This window comes from Pseudomonas vanderleydeniana, from assembly GCF_014268755.2.
GTDB classification, from domain to species: Bacteria; Pseudomonadota; Gammaproteobacteria; order Pseudomonadales; family Pseudomonadaceae; genus Aquipseudomonas; species Aquipseudomonas vanderleydeniana.
The window spans coordinates 6,129,043-6,148,595 of record NZ_CP077093.1; the positions used below are offsets into that span (position 1 = coordinate 6,129,043).

A 19,553-nucleotide genomic window follows, 5' to 3' on the forward strand; every position below is an offset into this window, starting at 1 on the left:
TGGTCGGCCTCAGGCACTGCCCAGGGCCGACACCCCGTCCCCGAGCAGTGCCCTGATGGTCCAGTACCGGATCCAGGCCGAGCGCCGCCGGTTGTACTGGAACTGGCTCATTCGGGTACGCCAGAGCAGGCGGTACTCGCTGTCCCCGGGATGACTGTCGAATGCCAGCAGCTTGCCGAAGACCCGCTGGAAGTCGGCATCATGGGCATGAATCAGGAAGTTGCTCCACACTTCGTTGGCTACCAGGAACCTGATCAGCGCAGAACCGCCATCCTCGCTGGATGCGGCCGGCTCCTGAGGCAATTGCTCAAGCAGGATTTCCGGCGGCTCGGGAGGCATTTCCTCGGGCAACTCCTGGACGACCTCCTGCAGCAGCGATCGCGACGAATCGATGCCGGGCGGCTGCGAGGATGGCGCCGCAAGCTCCTGGACCAGCACCTGCGACTTCATCTCGTCGATCTGCTGTCGACTGACCCGAACCGGTCTCGGACTGAACTGGCCGTTGAACTGGTCAGGCAGGGCCAGCTCCGCCGCCAGCGCATCGTAATAGGCCCGATACCAGAACAGCGGCGACGAGTGGCGGATTCCGGTCGCCAGGCGCATGGCTTCCAGGCGGAACTGCCCCCTCAACAACGTCAGCAACCGGGACTCGGCAGCCGATTGCTCCAGCTTCAGGGCCTCATGACAGTCCACGGCAAACTCCAGCCGATTGAAAATCTGGTAGCTGGTGGAGCCCGAGTACCGCCATTGCCCCTCGATCTGGAACAGCCGGTTGCACAGGCTCAGGCTTTCCGAGGCGGCCTCGATCAATCGCCATACCCGCGCACTCAGGTCGGTGCGTGCCCCCTGGTAATGCACATTGAAGAAGGTCGGCGCGGCACTCATTCGCTCGAACAGCAGGAAAAACACGTCCGCTCCCGGCAGGTCCCTGAGCCGGTTCCACAGCATGACCCGCTGCGAGGTCTTCTCCGCGCCCACGGCCCAGCGGTCGATCCCGAACGTGGAGAGCACCGGCAGGTCCTCGATGCCGAAGTTCAGGAGTTGCTCATGCCGCTGCCGGTAGCCGAGGATTGCGCTCAGTGCCTGGGACGACAGCGGGTTGCCCGACAGATCGGTGCCGTGACAGAGCTGGTCATGCCCGCTGAACAACTGCACCGGCAGGTCGCTGATGGCATTCATCCGCAGTTCGAGCCTGACCAGATCCCTGAGCCCCAGCAGGCCCAGGGGCCACTCGTGAATGCCTGTGTGGCTGAGCCGCAGCACCTGCAACCGTTGCAGGGTTGCGAAATTGGGCGCAACGCCCAGCGGGTTGCCATTGAGGTTGAGCTCGAGCAACGCCTCCAGGCCCTCCAACGCCTGCGCGGTGCCCTGGATCAACCGCAGCCGGTTGTTCTCCAGCGACAGCACCTTCAGCGTCTTCAACTGGGCGATTGCGTTGGGCAGGCTGCTCAAGCCGCTGCGCTCGATGCGCAAGGTGGTCAGCCCGGTGAAGCTTTGCAGGAACCGGCCCAGGTAGTGAATGCCCCTCAGACCCATGTTGTTCATCGACAGCAACGCGACATGGCTGAAGTCGGCCTGCAACTCCGGCAGATCCTCGACCTCCAGGCCATCGAGCACCAGCACGTACGATTGCGGCTCGGCTTGCGGCCCAGCGCTCTGGCGACGCCAGCAACGCCGGATGCGCCGGGCGACTTCCCGCCGCGGAGTCACCCGATTGTCGACGGAGAACGACTCCGGCTCCTGCACCAAGGGCGCCGCCACCCACGCCGCCAGCCCTTTCTTGAGCTGGCGATACTCCTGCGCCAAGCCTTCGACAGCCTGGGTACGGGCCTCGACGGTGTCCCCCAGGTTCGCCAGGATGTTGAACAACTGCGCATCGCTGCAACCGCGATAGAGCCCCTTGAGCTTCCTCAGCAACCCCGGCGGATAACCGCCCGGTGCCGCCCGTCCGGTCAATGGATAGCCCAGCGCGCCACCGGCCAGGCGCACCAGGCGTTGTGGCAGGTGCCTCCAGGGCAGGATCGGAGACTGCCCGAGCAAGCGCCTGAGGCGATTGCGATCAGCGGCCACGCTCTGGAACAGCACCCGCTTCAGATCCTGTTCGGCAGTTTCCCCGACATGAGGGATCCCCAGGGTGGTATGTCGCAATTGCGGCAAGGCCTGCAACACGGCGGGAAACGGATCGTCGTGAACCGTGGACAGACTGCGGGCGCCAGCCCCGTCGACGGCGAACGACTCGTAACCCGCCTCGCTCTTGACCAGCACCCGACGGGTAGCAGCCGTCTCGGCACCGACCCAGGCGATCAACGAACCGGCCGCGGTATCCCGGCGCAACTCGATCCGCAGGCTCGACTCCCAACCGGGCAGGCGATCGAGCAGTTGCAACAACAGCGTATCGGTGAGGTCGGTTCGTGCCACGGGCAGGCACAGGCTCTCGTACAACCGGCAGACATCGACCTCGTTGCTCAGGTAGCGGGCCTCCTGCTCCAGCCCCAGGGACAGGCGCTGGAACTCACGGATCGGTCGACGTTCGGCGGTGTCCGCACCTTCGAGCATAGCCTGCGCCACTTCCCGGCTCAATGCGGGGAACTGCTGCCGAACCACCTTCACCAGGGGCGCGAGTTCGGCGCCCACATCACCGGGAGCCGGCAATGAAGCCGGGGTGAAATGCCGGATGACCTCATCCAGCAACGCTACCGGAGCCCGGTTTTCGAACAGCAACTGGCCCGGCAGGCCATCGGCCACACCACTGACCAGCACAATCTGCCGAGCCATCTCATCGGACAGTACCTGTCCCGTCAGACGCTGCAGGGCCCGTTCCGCCTTCCAGCTCCAAGGCTGCTCGAACTCATGCCACCAGCCACCCCGACCATTGTGTTCCAGCAGCGGCCCATAGGCTCCCAGGACGGTGGGATGTCGAGCCCGCCACTCATCGAACAGGCCATCCCATTCGACTTCATGAAGGCTTTGCCCGAGGCGTACCCACCTGCGTTGATCCCGTGTATACATCCCCGGCAGGCCAGCCTCCGCCAGGGGGCTGACCGGCAGCGGGTGCTCGTAATGCGTCATCTCCAGGCCCAGGCTGCCGTCCTCCCGGCGCAAGGCCAGCAGATAGGCGGCAATGCCATTGCGCAGCGATTCCACGTCGCCCGGGGAAGACATTCCCAGCACGCCCTGCTCGCGGGGCGACAATGAGGCGGCCAGTGCCCGATAGAAGCTCTGGCTGGGTACGGACAGGTCGACGCTCGGCTGGCTGCGGCTCTGCAACGTGGTGTAGATACCCTGCCCGTATCGACGCAAGGTCAGCCGGTCCGGCATTGGCAGGGCCGCCGCGTCACCATCGATCCATCTCAGTCGCCGTCCCAGCCGCTCACGGAGAAAGTCGCCGGCGATGCACTGCAACCAGGCATCCGTCGGCTCATGAAACGCACGCACCTGGTAGATGCCGTCCAGGACACGCCCCAGGGCACTGAACTGTTGTTCCCGGTCCAGCGTGTAGCGCAACCGAGGCGGCACACGACGGTAATCCAGCAACTCCCCGGCCTGGCTCGATGACAGGGGGTTGTCCCGCAAAAACTGCGCCAGCCTGGGCAACGACAGGTGGGGATACAACAGGCGCAGGGTCACCACCGCCTGGGGGATGCTACCGATGAACACTGGCAGGTAGGCGATCGCCCCACTGCTGAGGGCGCTGGAACGGGTACCGGCATCGATCTTCAGCCAGTTCGAATGATTGCCCAGCGCTTCGAACAGTTCCGCCGAATGCTCAAGGGCCAGTGCGCCCAGTTGACGTCGAATCGATCCGACCTGTACGCGCCGCACTGCCGGTTCATGGCTGGCGGTCAATACATCGCCGGGCAGCAGGCCGATGATCAGGTCCAGCACCCCGGCCTCATGGGCCAGCGCCGGCGCAGCGTCCCCAGACGGCTCGACGTGCTCGACGAAACCGCCCTGCGCCAGGTGCCGGATACTCACCGAACGGCTGAACAGCCCCAGTCGCTGGCGCTTGCCGTAGGCCTGTTGCAGCTCACCGTCGCTGTCGTGAACCCGCAGGCAGAGGTCTTCGGGCCAGAGGGGCAGGTGTGGCAGGAGACAGAACAGCACCCGCTGGCTACAGGGTGCCAACAGGCGGTGCTCATCGTTGGCGGCGCCGATATCGGCGATTCCCCGGTCGACCTCGAAACGTTCCAGCGCCTCGGCCAGCGCAGGCGGCGGCAACTCACCCGACCAGACCTGCTCCAGATGCCTGCGGGACACCCCACTGGTCTCCAGGATTCGCCGCAACTGCTGCGGTGTCCCCCCCTTGAGCGCAACCAGCTGCTCCAGCAGCCGGACGTCGGAAAGGCCCCGACTGTCGTCCAGGGAGACCGACCAGCGGCGGGTTTCGCGGTCGTAGGTCATCGGCGGATGGAATTCCGCCAGGTCGGCTGGTACCGCCCGATAGCCCGGCAGCAGCGTGTCGTACCTGAGCTCGACCGTCAGTTCCTGCCCCTGCTCCATGACCTGGCCATACAGCTTGCCGTCCTGTTTGCCCAGCCCGTTTTCATCGAACGCGGAGGCCAACTCCAGGCGCTTGCGCGCATAGGGAATCAGGCTGTTTTTCCACAGGCGGGTCGCCGTTCTCACCGCCGGCACCAGGCGGTAGCTGTCCAGTCGCGCGAATTCGCCGGCGATACGCCGCGAGGCCAACCGTCCGGCATAGCCGTGCAGACCGCCCATCAACAACATGCTGCCAATCTCCAACCCCGCCTGCAGCAGCACTTCAGGGTTGCCCTGTCCGGCCTGCTCCACCCCTTCGAACAGCTCCATGACCAGGTTCATGCCCAGGGCTGCCGTCACCAGTCGCCCCATCCCCCCCAGGCCTCCCGGCACCGGTGTCAGCAACAGGTCCAGCAACTGATGCATGAAGGTGACGATGCCCTCCTTGACCGCCCGCCAGTCCTGCTGGCCCTTGGAGACGGCGATCGCTTCGACGTTGACGCGAAAACGCCAGCTATAGAAGGTACTCAGCGCCTGTTGCGGGTCCTGTCCCGTGGACTGGTAGGCGAACTCCAGGTCATCCAGGGTCTGGATCGGAAACACCCAGTGAAAGGCATCGTAGAGTTTTCCGGCGGCCCAGTTCAGGCCCTGCGGCCGGTGTTCCGGTTCGAGCAGTTGCCAGAGCCGGCCCTGCTGCTCGAAAGACAGCGAGGAGATCAGCCAGCCAAGCTGCTGGCGTGAGTTGTCGACCTTGATCAGGGCCTTGAACTCATGTTCGAAGGCCGCCTGCGACACATGATGGCGCAGCACCCCGCCAGGCCGCTCGGCGCAATAGCTGTACAGACCGCTCACACCGGGAACCCGTATGGTCAGCATCGGCAGGTGAATGCGCCCGCGCTCCGAAGGCTTCCAGGCAAACAACTGCTGGACGGCCTCCTCGATGGCGAATTCGACGTCGGCGATACGCTGCGGCAACGAGTCTGGCAGCATGAGCGAGACGTGCTCGACCTTCAGCCAGGGCAGGCCACGCGCCAGCGCATCGCGCAAGGCGTCGAACAACTCCCGGGTGATGCCACTGCTGTTGGCGTTGCGCGGCGCTTCATAGAGGTTGAAGCGGAACAGGTCATCCATATGCGCACTGATCGCCCGGCTCAGTGCAGCATCAGGAGCCAGGGCACGTTCGACCCGCTGGCGAAGATCGGCGCCCAGGTTCAGCTCGCGGACGATACGAATGAAATCATCCACATCGAGCAGGCCGCGTTTGCTGACGCTCGCCACGCCCTCCTCGTAACTGATCCAGCGCCCCTTGACCTCGGGGAAATCGAAAAAGGCAAAGTTCAGGCGTGCGGCATCCCATAGCGACAGGGTTGCCACCTCCACGACCGTCACGGAGCTGGCATCCAGCGCCCGCTTGAAGATCGATGACGAGTTGCGTGTGATCCGTGGGTCCACCGCATAGGCGGTATGCAGGTAGGTGGTCTTCGGATCGAGATCCAGGCGGCTGGTCTGCTTGAGCCATCTGCGCAACTCATGCAGACCGGTCAGCTCGAAGTCGTCGAGCAGGCGCCTGCTCTCGGTTTCCAAGCGGTTCCCGGTCGCGTTCAATGAGTGGAACAGGCCAAGCCAGGTACGCTGTTCCATCTCGTTCAGCGGGCTCATGGAGGCCTGGAACGATTCGGTGAGATGGTCCAGGACCTGTTGCCGGGCCCAACTGTCGCGGGAATGCAGCTCCGATTGACGGCGCGTGGCGAAGTCGGCCAACTGTGGATCGACGTCTGCAGCGATACCGACTATGGGTGCAGTGGTGGTTTGTGGCTGCTGTTCTGGCGGGTGCATGCTGCCTCCCTGGCAAGCGTTGAAAACGCCAGCCTAGGAGGCCGCGACGACACCCGGGCGTTAACCGGGTATCGCCGCGCCCGGGATCAGGCCGTCCTCGCTGCCATCGGAGGTCGTGGCGCGGCGGGCTTACGGAATACCAGGACATTGCCGGCCATCACCGTCAACAGTCCGAGCAGCGCCGGGGCGCTCCAGTGATAGCCCTCGGCATAGGCCGAAACGTTCAGCGCCACCAGCGGGAACAGCACCGTGCAATAGGCAGCCCGTTCCGGCCCCATGCGCCCGACCAGGGTCAGGTAGGCGGTAAAGCCGATCACCGAGCCCGGGATCACCAGGTACAGCAACGAGCCGATGTAGCGGGTGTTCCACTCCATGGCGAAGGGAATACCGCTGAGCAGGCAGTAGAGAGCCAACATCGCCGCGCCATACAACATGCCCCAGGCGTTGGTGGTCAGCGGCTTGAGCCCGGCCTTCTGCTGCAGGCTGGAGAGCATGTTGCCGGCCGAGAAGCACAGGGTGCCAAGCAAGGCCAGGCCAAGACCCAGCGCAGTATGCGGGCCGGCGGTGTGTCCCGACAGCTCGGGCCAGAACAGCAGGCCCAGGCCCAGCAGGCCGAGGGCACCGCCCATCAGCACGTTGCGGGCGATCCGTTGCTTGAAGAACACGCGGGCGTTCAGGGCATTCCACAAGGTCGCGGTGGAGAACACCACCGCCACCAGTCCACTGGGCACCCACTGGCTGGCGGTCAGGAAGCACATGAAGTTCAGGCAGAACAGGCACAGGCCCTGGGCCAGGCAGATCAGGTGGCCACGGCGGTCCATCGGCTGCAGGCGCCGGCTGAGCAGCAGCACGACGAACAGCACCAGCGCGGCCAGGGCGAAGCGATAGACGATCGACACCGGAATCGCCACCACCCCCAGTTGCAGTTTCAGGGCGATCCAGGTGGTGCCCCAGATCAACACGGTGAGCAGGTAGAGAAAGAGGTTCATGATGCGGGCTCCTGAAAGTTGCGACCAGTCTGCGACCCTCGAGGACGAAGGCGCTTGCATAAACTTGCGCTTTTATCGCAGCGTTCAACACCATGGGGCTGGCAGCTCGCCCGCGAGGGAGTAGCATGCAAGACGTTGGAGAACAGACCATGGCCGCACTGGATACCCTGCAAGTCTTTCAAGCCCTCAGCCGCTCGCCCAATTCGCGCCTGGAACACAGCGCCGACCTGGGAGACGGGCTGACGGCGGCTGTCTGGAGCAACCGTCACGACGCCCAGGACTACGAGGCGCCCACTCATCACACCCTGTCCTGCTATCTCGCCGGCGGCACCGGCACCTTCCGTCGCGGTCGCCCCGACACCAAGGGCGGGCCGGACAAGCTGTGCATCCTGCCCGCCGAACACCAGTCCGGCTGGGTGATCAACGGCAGCATCCGGCTGGCGCACCTGTATTTCAGTCCGGAACAGTTCGCCCTTGGCTGCGTGACCCTGCTGGATCGTGAACCGCGTGAGCTGCAATTGCAGGAACACACCTTTCTCGAAGACCCGCAGCAGGCCTGGCGCTTTCGACGGCTGATCGAACTGGACTGGGAAGAGCCGGCGCAGCGACTGCTCGGCAGCAGTCTGGCGCACGACCTGCTCGACCACGCCCTGCTCAACCAGGTCGGCCTGCGCCACGGCTTGAAATTGAAAGGCGGACTGGCCGCGCACCAGCGCCGCCTGCTGGTGGACTACATCGACAACCGGCTGGACCAGCCGTTGAGCCTGGGCGAACTGGCCGGGCTGTGTGCGCTGTCCGAGTATCACTTCGCGCGGATGTTCCGCCACAGCTTCGGCCTGCCGCCGCACCAGTATGTCCTGGCCCGCCGCCTGGAGCGGGCGCGAAACCTGTTGCGCAGCAGCGCCCAACCACTCGGGGAGATCGCCCTGGCGTGCGGTTTCGCCAGCGCCAGCCACTTCACCAACCGGTTTCGCCAGGCACTGGGGGCAACGCCCGGCCAATACCGGCAGGCGTTCCTGTCCTAAAAGTTGTGATCGTTCCCACGCTCTGCGCCACAAGAGCAGACGCAGAGCGTCCTGAGAGGCATTCCCACGCAGAGCGTGGGAACGATCAACACCGTCAGTCTCGAAGACTCAGTCGGTCTTGTTGGCCAGCGCCGTCACCACCTGGTTCTCGATGTCCTTGATCGCCCAGCCACCCACCCGGTAGTTGTTGGTCAGCATGGCGAACACCAGCGGCTGTCCGGTCCCGCTGGTGACGTAGCCGGCCAGCGACGACACCCCACGCATGCTGCCGGTCTTGGCGTGCACATTGTTCGCCGCAGCCGTACCGCGCAGGCGCTTGCGTAACGTGCCACCGACCATCCGCTCGGGATTGCCGGCCACCGGCAGCGCCGCGTACCAGGCGTTGAACCACGGCCGGTTGCGCACCGCCAGCAGCAGGTCGCTGAGCGTTCGTGCCGAGACCTGGTTGCGGCGGGACAAGCCGGAACCGTCGAACTGCTGCAAACCGGCCGGCGAGACGCCCTGGCGCTGCAGGAAACCACTCACCGCCGCCGCCCCGGCCACCGCCGTGCCGGCGTTGGCGGTCTTGCGGCCCATGGCCTTGAGCAGGATCTCCGCCATGTTGTTGTTCGACAGCTTGAGCAACGGCGCCATCAGGTCCGCCAGCACCGCCGACTGATGCTCCACCAACACCCGGGCCTGTGGCGGCGTGGCCATGCCCAGCACACTGCCGCCCTCGACCACGATCCCCCGCTGGAGCAGCGCGGTACGGAACACGTCGCCCACCAGGCCAGTCGGCTCCCAGACGCTCAATTGCACCACCCGCTCAGCGCCCTTGGGCAAGGCACCGTTGATCTGCAACAGGTTGCTGCCGGAGACCCGGCTGACCACCAGCGAACCGCCACGCCCGGTGGTGGCGCGGTTGGCCAGGGTCATGTAGCGGTTGTCCGGAGTGAAGCTGATACGTGGCGGCTGGCGCACGCCCGCAGCCCGCACGTTGACCAGGATGGAACCGGCATCGAAGTCGGCATTCGGCGAAATGCTCAGCGCGGAAATCTGCGCGGCGAAGTACTGCTGTTCGTCCGCCGGGTCCCAGTCGAGACCCAGGCGCTGGCGGTCGAAGGCCGTGTCATCGAGAATCAGCCGGCCGCGCACCCGGGTGATACCCTTGCGGGCCAGGTCCGCGGCCAGGGCCTGGTAGTCTTCCTGGCGCAGGGTCGGATCGCCGCTGCCACGCAGGTACAGGTCACCGATCAGCAGGTTGCCCTGCTGCACACCGGTGGTCAGCACGCTGGTGGAAAAACGGAAATCGGCCCCCAGCACGTCCATCGCCGCTGCGGTGGTCACCAGTTTCATGCTTGAGGCCGGCACCAGCCGGCTCTGCGCGTTGTATTCACAAACCAGCTTGCCGCTGCCCGCCTCGCGCACCACCAGCGAGGTCACCGCGCCCTGCATGACCGGGCTGCGCAGGGTATTGTCGAGGCTGGCACAAAAATCCGAACGTGGCAGCGGCAGCGGCAACTGCGCCGCCTGCAGGATAACCGTACGCACCGGCTCGGGTGCTGGCGGCGCCTTGCTGGAACAGGCGCCGAGCAACGCGCAGAAGACGACCAGGACGCCCCTGCCGGTGAAACCTTGTAGCCAATTCATCCCTTGCCCCAATTTCAACTGACACACATACAAAAGAGCCGCGCAACCAGGCGCGGCCCATCACTCAACGAGGCTCGCAGGAAAAAGATACTTATCGAGTCAACGATGGGAATTATGCGGTAACAGTGCCCCGGGAATCCATGCAGGATAGCCGGCTTTCCCGGGACATGAGGCGCTCAGACAGCTGCGGTTAAGGTGCCAGGGTGGTGACCGAGAAGGTCCCCGGGTGAAAGATCGGGTCGGCCTTGGGCTCGTCCTTGCCAGTGGCGGGCACGGTGAAGTCCATGGCCGGCAGGTAGACCTTGCGGCTCTGCGGGTCGAACGCCATGTTGTAGGCCATCGGCAGGGTGCTGACACTCCCCAGCAGGGCATAGTGATCGGCGTCGTCCTGCCGCACCAGCGTCAGGTTGGCATCGACGCCGCTGGGCACCAGCAGACGCCGGCCGGCACTGTCATAGGCCAGGGCATTGACGTCGCGGGTGATCGGCAGGCTGGCCTTGGGCACACCACTGTCCAGGTCGGCGACGACCAACCGTGGCTGGTCGCCCCGGCAGGCGACGAACAGGCGCCGCCGCTCACTGTCCTGGGCCAGGGCGCTGGGCCTGACACAACCGTCGAACTGCCAGCTGTCGAGGACCTCGAAAGTCTTCGCCGACAGCCGCGCGACCTTGCCCTCGTCACGCATCGGCAGGAAGAAGCTGCCATCGCCCTTGACCAGCAGCGGGTCGATCTTCTTCACGTCCAGCTCATGAGCCGCCGTGACGCGCTCCTGCCTTGGATCGAAGACGAACAGGCTGGAACGGTCGGCCCGCCGCCCACTGACAATGATCACCTGGCCGGTCGCAGGTTCGTACACCGCGCTGTTGAGATTGCTCTGGGCGACGGCGATCCGCTTGAGCACCTTGAGGCTGGAGCGCTCGACCACCGAGAGACTGCCATCGGTGTTGAGCACGAACAGCCGGTCCAGGCCCGGCACCTGCACCACGCCGTTGGCACCGGCGGAATTCGCCAGGGTCTTGACCAGGCGCTGGCGCTTGACGTCGAACACGCCCAGGCCGTTCTCGCGCCGCGCCAGGTACAGATAGGGCCGCGTCGGGTCGAGCGCGACGAACCCCCAACTGTCACCGCTGCCCGGCAGGCGCACCTGCTGCTCGCGGTGATACAGCAACTCATCCGTCGGCGCGGCCCGGACCGCAACCGCCATGCCCAGGGTCATGCCGAGGGCCAGGATCATGCGAACCGTGCGCATCCTCAGAACTCCAGGGTGCTGGATAGCGAGACCTGCCGCGAATCCCCCATCGAGACGAACACCCGGCTGACCGCCGAGGTGTAGTAGGTCTTGTCGAACAGGTTCTTCACGTTGAGCTGGAACTTGACCTTCTGCCCCTCGACCTTGGTGTCGTAGGTCGCGAAGGCATCGGCCACGGTGTAGCCCGGCAGGTCGAAGGTGTTGGCCGCATCGCCGGCACGTTCGCCGACATAGCGGGCACCGGCGCCAACGCGCAGCTGGTCGCCACCGAGGAGAGTTCCGAAGTCGTACACCGCCGACAGCGAGCCGCTGTTCTTCGCCACGTTCTGCAGGTCGTTGCCCTGGTAGTTGGCGTCCTTGGTCACCTTGGCATCGGTGTAGGCGTAGCTGCCGATCACGCTCCAGCGATCGCTCAACTGGCCGCTGACATCCATTTCCAGGCCACGGGAACGCACTTCACCGGCGACGCTGTAGACGTTGGTCAGGCCCTCGGCGACGGTAACCAGCACGTTGCGCTTGTGGATATCGAACAGCGCCGCGGTGGCGGTCACACGGCCCGGCATGTCGAGCTTGGCCCCCAGCTCCCAGGACTTGGACTCTTCCGGTTCGATCGAACCGTCGAGAATCAGCCGCTGGGTGCCGGTGGTGACCAGTGGGGCGATGGTCGAGTTGGGCTTGAACGACTCGGTGTAGCTGCCGTAGAACGACAGTTCGTCGGTGTAGCGGTAGACCAGGCCGTAGCGCGGCGAGAACTTCTGTCCGTTGGTGTTGGTGTTGACCTGGAACGGCCGGCCCTTGCCGGCGTATTCGTCGAAGGTTTCGAAGCGGCCACCGGCGACCAGGATCCACTGGTCATCGAGGTGGATCGAGTCCTGCAAGAACGCCGCATCGCTGCGCAGCAGGTCGGTCTGGTCGCTGTCCTTGGCGCTGACGGTGGAGCCCGGCACTTCACGGCCGTACACCGGGTCGAGGTAGCTGAAGGTGCTGCGCGGACTCTGGCGGATCAGGTCGGCACGATAGATCTTGCGGTACTCGTCGTCGAGGCCGAACACCAGGTCATGCTGCATGCCGGCGAGCTGCACCTTGCCCTCGAGGCTGGCGGTGGTGAAGCGGTCGGTGGTCAGCGCGCCCTGGGTGCCGTCCATGCTGCGGGTCAGGGTGCCGTTGGCGTTCACCGAGACGGTACGCACCTGGCTGGCATCGTAGGTCTCGCGGTTCCAGCTGTAGCCGAAATGGGCCTTCCAGTTGTCGTTCAGGTCATGATCGGCCTCGAAGTGATAGAGATCGGAGCGGCCTTCCATGTTGTTGAACGGCTCGTCCAGGCGGCGGCCGGCCGGAATGTTCAGCGGATGGTTGGTCTTCGGGTCGATGGCGGTACCGCGGTCGAACGGGGTCAGGAACTCGCGATGTTCGTAGGCGAACAACAGCTTGGTGTTGTCGCCGAACCAGGCCAGCGACGGTGCGATCAGGGTTTCACGGTGGGTGCCGTAGTCGCGCCAGTAATCCTCGTCCTCATGATCGACGATCATCCGGTAGGCCAGGTTGGTGTCGCCGATCGCCCCGGTGCTGTCGAGGCTGCCACCGCTGCCATTCTTACCGGAGCCATAGGTGGAGCCACGGACAGTCACCGCGTTGTACTGCTCCAACTGGGGCTTCTTGCTGACCAGGTTGACCACCCCGCCCGGGTCCTGGATGCCGTACAGCAGCGACGCCGGGCCCTTGAGCACTTCGACGCGCTCGGTGGTCGCATTCAAGGAACGGCCCTGCACCAGCGGCATGCTGTCGCGCATGATCGAGCCGTTACGGTTGTCACCGAAGCCCCGGATCATCACCGCGTCCTGGGTGCTGCCGAGGGTGTTGGCCTGGGTGATACCGCTGATGTTCTTCAGCGCGTCGTCCAGGTTGCGCGGGGTCTGGTCACGAATGACCTGGGCCGGGACCACGTTGATGGTCTGCGGAATTTCCTGCAGCGAGGCACTCGAGCGGGCAATCGAGGTGACTTGCGGCGGCTGGTAGCTGGTGCCGCCGCCGTCGACCGGACGGCTGCCGTTGATGGTGGTGGCGCCGAGGTTCAGCGCCCCCTCGGTCGGCAGCGGCTCCAGGGCCAGGGTGTGCTCGTCGGTGCGGCGGAAAGTGAACCCGGAGTTGCCCAGCAGGCGCTGCATGGCCTGCTCGGCACTCATCTGGCCACTGACGGCCGGGGCCTGCAGGCCATAGGGCGCTTCGTCGGTGTAGACCACACTGAGGCCGGTGACCCGGCTGAAATCGTTGAGGGCCTGGGGCAGTGGCTTGGCGACGATGGAAAAGTTGAAGACGGCACTGTGCTGCGTGCTCGCCTCGGCCGCCTGGGCCACGCTCAACGGCAACAGGGCCAGCCCTGAAACCGCCAGCGCCGAAGCGCCGAGCCACTGTTTGACCGAATTGCCTGCCACCGATTTTGCCCTGGACTTCATGCTGGAGACCCGTGTGTAGATAAGTCATTAATGCGAATGAATCGCACTTTCACCCAGTACACGGATGGCGTTCGGGTTTACCTCACCTGTTTTCTGAAAATATTTTCAGGCCCGTCTCAATCAGCGCAACACGATGACCCGGCCGAGCAGATTGTGCTGCTCGAAACCCAGCACGCCCTGCAGCGAATCCAGCACCGCCTGCGGGTCCTTGTTCGGGAAGCTGCCGCTGACCCGGCGCGCCGCCAGGGCATCGTTGAACAGCAGGATACGTCCCGGATAATAGCGCCGCAGATCATCGACCACCTCGGCCAGCGAGGACTTCGAGTAGTTCAGCCAGCCCTGGCGCCAGGCCAGTTGCAGCTCGCTGTCGACCGCGTGCAGCGGCTGCGCCGTGCCGTCGGCATAGGCCTGCTGCTGGTTGGCGGTGAGTATCTGTTGTGGGGCGCCCTTGCCCGGCGTGACGCCGACGCGTCCGGACAGCACCGTGACCCGCGCCCCCTCATCCTGCAGGCGAACCTCGAACTGGGTACCGAGCACCCGTGCCTCGCCGCCCCTGGCATCGACCACGAACGGCTCGCCGGTGTGACTGACGCTGAAGAACGCCGAACCGCGGCGCAGGCGCACATGCCGCTCGCCGCCGCTGAAATCCACGGCAATGGCGCTGTCGGTGTCCAGGGTCACCTCGGAACGATCGGCCAGCGTCACTGTACGCACCTGTCCTGGCGCCGACACATAGTCCGCGCCCAGGTCGTCGAGCCAGCGCTGCGGCTGCCAGCCAGCCCCCATGGCAATCATCAACAGCAGGCAGGCGGCCATCGCCAGTGGAGCAGACCAGCGGCGCAATGGGCTGCGGCGCGGCCGATCCATCTCCCTGAGCAGCCCCTGCAGGGCGAAGGCTTCCTCCTGCGCCAGCCGGCTGGCCGGCACTTCGCTCAGTTCCCAGAGCACCTGGGCCTGGGCATAGGCCTCGGCATGCGCCGGATCGGCCTGCAACCAACGGCTGAACAGGGCCTGGTCGGTGCGGCTGGGCTGGTCGTGCAAACGGCTCAACCAGGCCAGTGCGGCCTGTTCCTGATCGGGTGTCACCTGGACGCGGGTGCTGTTCATTTCGGTGCATTCCCTGGCGTGCGCGGTGTCTGGGGATCACGAAGGCTGGCCTTGCAGGCTTCGAGGGCGCGCATCATATGTTTTTCCACGGCACTTTGGGACAAACCCATGACCCTGGCGATGTCGGCGTACTTGCGGCCGTGGATCCGGTTCAGCAGGAAGATCTGCCGTGTGCGCTCCGGCAGCGCCCGCAGTGCCGCCTCGACGTGGCGCAGGTCGTTGCCGGCCTCGAGCGCCGCCTCGGGCGCCAGGCTTTCGGTGTCCTGTTCGGGCAGCCAGCCTTCGTTGACTCGCACACGGGCACCCTCGCTACGCAAGTGGTCGATGGCAATGTTGCCAGCACAGCGCAACAGGTAGGTGCTCAACTCCTCCACCTGAACCAGCGGCCGGCGCCAGAAACGCAGGAACAGGTCCTGCACCAGGTCGGCAGCCGTCGCCCGGCAACCGACCCGGCGGCTGACCAGCGCTTCCATCTGCGAGCGCTGGGACAGGAACACCCTCAGGAAATGCGCGCGCCCGGCACTGCTGTCCAGGTCGCTGCCTTGCGGCGATTCAGGCGGCGTCAGCATCAGGTTCAAGACAGCACCCGCGAAGTGACGGCCAGACAATAGGAGGCGGACAGCCCGCCAGCGCTGCTTTTCATGGATCGACCTTGGAAACGGGAAGATGCGAAGGGCAACGGCCGGGAGCCCCTTCGCACGCCGCTGCAGATAATTGCGCAATATTAATGATAAATATTCTCATACGCAAAAGACGCCGACGAATATCCCCTCCACCACGGCTCGGGGTGGATTGCCGAATGCCATGATCGGGCCATACAATGCGAACAATTCTTGTTCTCTTACGCATTCATGTCAGTTGCCGGAGTGCTAACGGTGCCCCACGCGCATACCGTCGAAGTCCTTTACCACGCCCACCATGGCTGGCTCACCGGCTGGTTGCGGCGTCGGCTCGGTTGCCCGGAAAACGCCGCGGACCTGGCCCAGGACACCTTCATCAAGCTCCTGGCGGCGCGAGAAACACCGCAGTTGGTCGAACCCCGCGCGTTCCTGACCACCATCGCCAAGCGCGTGCTGTTCAACCATTACCGGCGCCAGGACCTGGAACGTGCCTACCTGGAAACCCTCGCGCAGTTCCCGCAAATGCTCGCGCCGTCCGAGGAAGAGAAAGCGATCATCCTGCAGACCCTGGTGGAGCTGGACCAATTGCTCGACGGGCTGCCACGCCTGGTGAAACGCGCGTTCCTGCTCTCCCAGATCGACGGCCTGAGCCAGGGTGCCATCGCCCTTGAGCTGGGCATCTCGATCGCCACCGTCAAGCGTCACCTGACCAAGGCAGCGATGCGCTGTTACTTCGCCCTGTGAGGTCGTCGATGCCGGGGGCGGCGAACTTTTCCAACCAGGTCGCCGAGCAGGCGGTGCACTGGCTGATGGAAGTCCAGGACGGCCCACTCGATCCGCGCCGGCAGCAGGCACTGCAGCAATGGTTGGCCGACCATGGTGAACACCAGCGGGCGTGGGAGCATATCCAGAGGGTTAATCAACGGCTGCGCGGGCTCTCCTCGCCACTGGCCCATGCCGCACTGAACGCACCGCGCAGCCACGGCCGGCGACAGGCATTCAAACTGCTGCTGTTGCTCGGTACCGGTTCGGCACTGGGCTGGGGTTTTCGCGAACACAACCCGCTCACGCCATTGCTGGCCGACTACCGCACCTCGGTCGGCCAACGCCGCCAGGTGCAACTGGCCGATGGCAGTCAACTGCAGCTCAACACCGACAGCGCCGTCGATGTTCGTTTCGATGCCGGGCAACGGCGGGTCCGCCTGCTCGAGGGGCAGGTCCTGCTGACTGCAACGGCGGACAGCCGTCCGTTGCTGCTCACCACGGCCCAGGGTAAGGCCCGCATGCAGCAGGCGCGGATCGACGTCCGGCAGTGGCGCGACCATACGCAACTGGCGGTACTCGACGGCCAGGTCGAACTGCGCCCCGGCGACTGGGGCGGCGCACCGTTGCTGCTGCCGAAGAACCAGCAGGTACGCTTCAACCGCCAGGGCTGGGAAACACCGCAGCCGGTCGAGGCCGGCAACAGCGCCTGGACCGAGGGCATGCTGGTGGCTGCGCACATGCGCCTGGAGGATTTTCTCGACGAACTGGGCCGCTATCGTCGCGGGCAACTGCACTGTGATCCACGGGTCGCCAACCTGCTGATCTCCGGCAGTTACCCACTGGACGACAGCGAACGCATTCTCGACCTGCTGGAAATCAGCCTGCCCATACGGGTAAGGCGCTTCACCCGCTATTGGCTGAGCATCGAGGCACGGGCCTGAGGCGGCCATGAAAAAAATCGAAAAAGAGTGAGCCGTTTTCCCAGTGTCGCGTGACAGAGAAGGAAAGCCACCTTGACTCACCTTCTCAGGATCACCGCATGCCCTCTCAAGCGTCCCGTCTTACACCTCTCGCCCGCGCCCTGCGCTATCTGCTGCTGGGTGCCAGCCTGAGCCTGGGCAGCCTGGCCCGCGCCGAGGAAGCACCGACCCGGCACTACCAGATCGCACCGACCTCGCTGGAAAACGCCCTCAACCAGTTCGGCCGCCAGGCTGGCGTACTGGTTTCCTTCGGCTCCCAAGTCACCGGCGACCTGCAAAGCCACGGGCTGAAGGGTGACTACAGCCCCGCCGCCGGGCTCGCGGCCTTGCTCGAAGGCACCGGCCTGCAGGCCCGCGATGAAGGCAACAACGCCTTCAGCCTGCAACCGGCAACGGCTGCCGCCGCCCAGACAACACTGGAGCTGGGCACCTCGACCGTGGTGGGCGATTGGCTCGGATCCGCCGAACAGAGCAACGTCTTCGAGCATCCCGGTGCCCGTGACGTGATCCGTCGCGAAGAGTTCGAACGCCAGGGCGCCACCCAGGCCCGCGATGTGCTCAATCGCATTCCCGGCGTGAACGCGCCGGAGAACAACGGCACCGGCAGCCATGACATGGCGCTCAACTTCGGCATCCGCGGCCTCAACCCACGGCTGGCTTCACGCTCGACGGTGCTGATGGACGGCATCCCGGTGCCGTTCGCCCCCTACGGCCAGCCACAACTGTCCTTCGCGCCAGTGAGCATGGGCAACCTGGATGCCGTCGACGTCGTTCGCGGCGGCGGCGCGGTGCGCTACGGCCCGCAGAACGTCGGCGGCATCGTCAACTTCGTGACCCGCGCGATCCCGGAGACGCCGACGGTCAAGGGCGGTTTCCAGACCGAAGTCAGCCCGTCCTCGACCCAGGACGGCTTCAAGCGCACTGGCAACCTGCTGGCCGGCGGCACCGCCGACAACGGCCTCGGCGGCGCCCTGCTGTATTCCGGCACCCGTGGCAGTGACTGGCGCGAACACAGCGACACCGAGATCGACGACCTGATCCTCAAGGGCAAGTACCAGCTCGACGAGGCCAACAGCTTCACCGCCATGGCCCAGTACTACGAAGGCCAGGCCGACATGCCCGGCGGCCTGAGCAGTGCGGCCTACGCTGCCGATCCCTACCAGTCGACCCGCCTCAAGGACAGCTTCTGGGGTCGAAGGACGATGTTCGACTTCGGCTACCGCTACCAGCAGGACCGCCGCGAATTCACCGTGAACAGTTTCTTCACCAAGACCCTGCGCAGCGGTTACCTGGACCAGGGCAGCTTCCTCTCGCTGTCCCCGCGCGAGTACTGGGTACGCGGCGTGGAGACCCGTTTCAGCCAGGGCTTCGACCTCGGCGACACGGTGCACGAGCTGGGCGTCGGCTATCGCTACCTCAACGAGGCCGGCCACGAGCTGCGCTATCGCACACCGATCACCAGCAACCAGGTGTTCCCCAGCACCGACAGCCGCAATGACCGCGACACCCGTGGTGCGACCGAGGCCCATGCGTTCTTCATCGATGACCGCATCGATATCGGCAAGTGGACACTCACCCCGGGTATCCGCTACGAGATGATCGATACCCGGCAGAACAACAACCTGACCCAGGCGAAGTACCAGGGCAACTACAACACCGCCCTGCCCGCGCTGAACGTGCTGTATCACCTGAATGAAAGCTGGAACCTCTACGCCAATACCGAGGGCTCGTTCGGCAGCGTGCAATACAGCCAGATGCCCAACCGGGTCGCCGGTGGCGAAGTGAAACCGGAAAAGGCGCGGACCTGGGAACTCGGCACCCGCTATGACAACGGCAGCCTGCGTGCGGAGGTCGGCGCGTTCCTGATCAATTTCGACAACCAGTACGACAGCAACCAGACCAACGACACGGTGATCGCCCGTGGCCAGACCCGTCACCAGGGGATCGAGACCAGCGTCAACTATGCCCTCGACGGGCTGAGCCCGGCGTTGTCCGGATTCGATGTCTACGCGACCTACGCCTACGTCGACGCGACCATCCGCGAGGACGGCCCGAACAAGGGCAATCGCGTACCGTTCTCCTCCAAGCACAAGGGTACCCTGGGCGTCAGCTATACCGAGGGCCCGTGGAAGCTGAACCTGGACAGCAGCTACCAGAGCAGCCAGTTCGCCGACAACGCCAACACCCGCGCGGAAAGTGCCGACGGCAGCACCGGGCGGATTCCCGGCTACATGCTGTTCAGCAGCCGCGCGGCCTACGATTTCGGCCCACAGCTGTCGGACCTGAACGTTGCCGTCGGGGTGAAGAACATCTTCAACCACCAGTACTTCACCCGGTCATTCGACGACAACAACAAGGGCAAGTACGTGGGTGAGCCACGCACGGTCTACCTGCAGACCTCCGTGGCCTTCTGAACCTGGT

Annotated in this window: 11 protein-coding genes; 4 read left to right on the forward strand and 7 right to left on the reverse strand. The window is 65.0% G+C overall.

The window, feature by feature from the left end:
• Positions 1–9: 9 nt before the first annotated feature.
• Both HU752_RS27565 and HU752_RS27570 read right to left on the reverse strand, forming a co-directional pair.
• Positions 10–6,315: an NEL-type E3 ubiquitin ligase domain-containing protein gene (locus HU752_RS27565; RefSeq protein ID WP_186678353.1), complete on the reverse strand. Its 6,306-nt coding sequence runs from the start codon at positions 6,313–6,315 to the stop codon at positions 10–12.
• An 86-nt stretch (positions 6,316–6,401) separates the two neighbouring features.
• Positions 6,402–7,304: a DMT family transporter gene (locus tag HU752_RS27570; RefSeq protein ID WP_186678355.1), complete on the reverse strand. Its 903-nt coding sequence runs from the start codon at positions 7,302–7,304 to the stop codon at positions 6,402–6,404.
• Positions 7,305–7,453: 149 nt separating this feature from the next.
• On the opposite strand from HU752_RS27570, the gene HU752_RS27575 reads away from it, so the two are divergent.
• Positions 7,454–8,329, forward strand: a complete 876-nt coding sequence (locus tag HU752_RS27575; RefSeq protein ID WP_186678808.1) for an AraC family transcriptional regulator — start codon at positions 7,454–7,456, stop codon at positions 8,327–8,329.
• A gap of 108 nt (positions 8,330–8,437) precedes the next feature.
• On the opposite strand, the gene dacB is transcribed toward HU752_RS27575, so the two are convergent.
• The 5 genes from dacB to HU752_RS27600 all read right to left on the reverse strand — a co-directional run bounded on the left by dacB (position 8,438) and on the right by HU752_RS27600 (position 15,339).
• Positions 8,438–9,958: a D-alanyl-D-alanine carboxypeptidase/D-alanyl-D-alanine endopeptidase gene (gene dacB, locus HU752_RS27580; protein ID WP_186678360.1), complete on the reverse strand. Its 1,521-nt coding sequence runs from the start codon at positions 9,956–9,958 to the stop codon at positions 8,438–8,440.
• Between the two features lie 190 nt (positions 9,959–10,148).
• The gene (locus tag HU752_RS27585; RefSeq protein WP_225920077.1) at positions 10,149–11,207 is read right to left on the reverse strand and encodes a YncE family protein; all 1,059 of its coding nucleotides are present in this window, start codon (positions 11,205–11,207) and stop codon (positions 10,149–10,151) included.
• 2 nt (positions 11,208–11,209) lie between these two features.
• Positions 11,210–13,660, reverse strand: a complete 2,451-nt coding sequence (locus HU752_RS27590) for a TonB-dependent siderophore receptor (RefSeq protein WP_186678361.1) — start codon at positions 13,658–13,660, stop codon at positions 11,210–11,212.
• Between the two features lie 120 nt (positions 13,661–13,780).
• Positions 13,781–14,767, reverse strand: coding sequence for a FecR family protein (locus HU752_RS27595; RefSeq protein WP_186678362.1), 987 nt, complete (start codon positions 14,765–14,767; stop codon positions 13,781–13,783).
• Positions 14,764–15,339, reverse strand: coding sequence for an RNA polymerase sigma factor (locus HU752_RS27600; protein WP_186678812.1), 576 nt, complete (start codon positions 15,337–15,339; stop codon positions 14,764–14,766). Before HU752_RS27600 ends, HU752_RS27595 begins: the two co-directional genes overlap by 4 nt.
• Positions 15,340–15,642: 303 nt before the next feature.
• Here HU752_RS27600 and HU752_RS27605 point away from each other — a divergent pair, with 303 nt between their 5' ends.
• From HU752_RS27605 to fecA, 3 genes are all read left to right on the forward strand, one after another.
• Entirely contained in the window at positions 15,643–16,131 is a 489-nt protein-coding gene (locus HU752_RS27605) for a sigma-70 family RNA polymerase sigma factor (RefSeq protein WP_186678363.1), read from the forward strand.
• Between the two features lie 8 nt (positions 16,132–16,139).
• Complete coding sequence (locus tag HU752_RS27610; RefSeq protein WP_186678365.1) at positions 16,140–17,093, forward strand: FecR domain-containing protein; 954 nt, start codon at positions 16,140–16,142, stop codon at positions 17,091–17,093.
• Between the two features lie 98 nt (positions 17,094–17,191).
• Positions 17,192–19,546, forward strand: a complete 2,355-nt coding sequence (gene fecA, locus HU752_RS27615; protein WP_186678368.1) for a TonB-dependent Fe(3+) dicitrate receptor FecA — start codon at positions 17,192–17,194, stop codon at positions 19,544–19,546.
• Positions 19,547–19,553 lie beyond the last annotated feature (7 nt).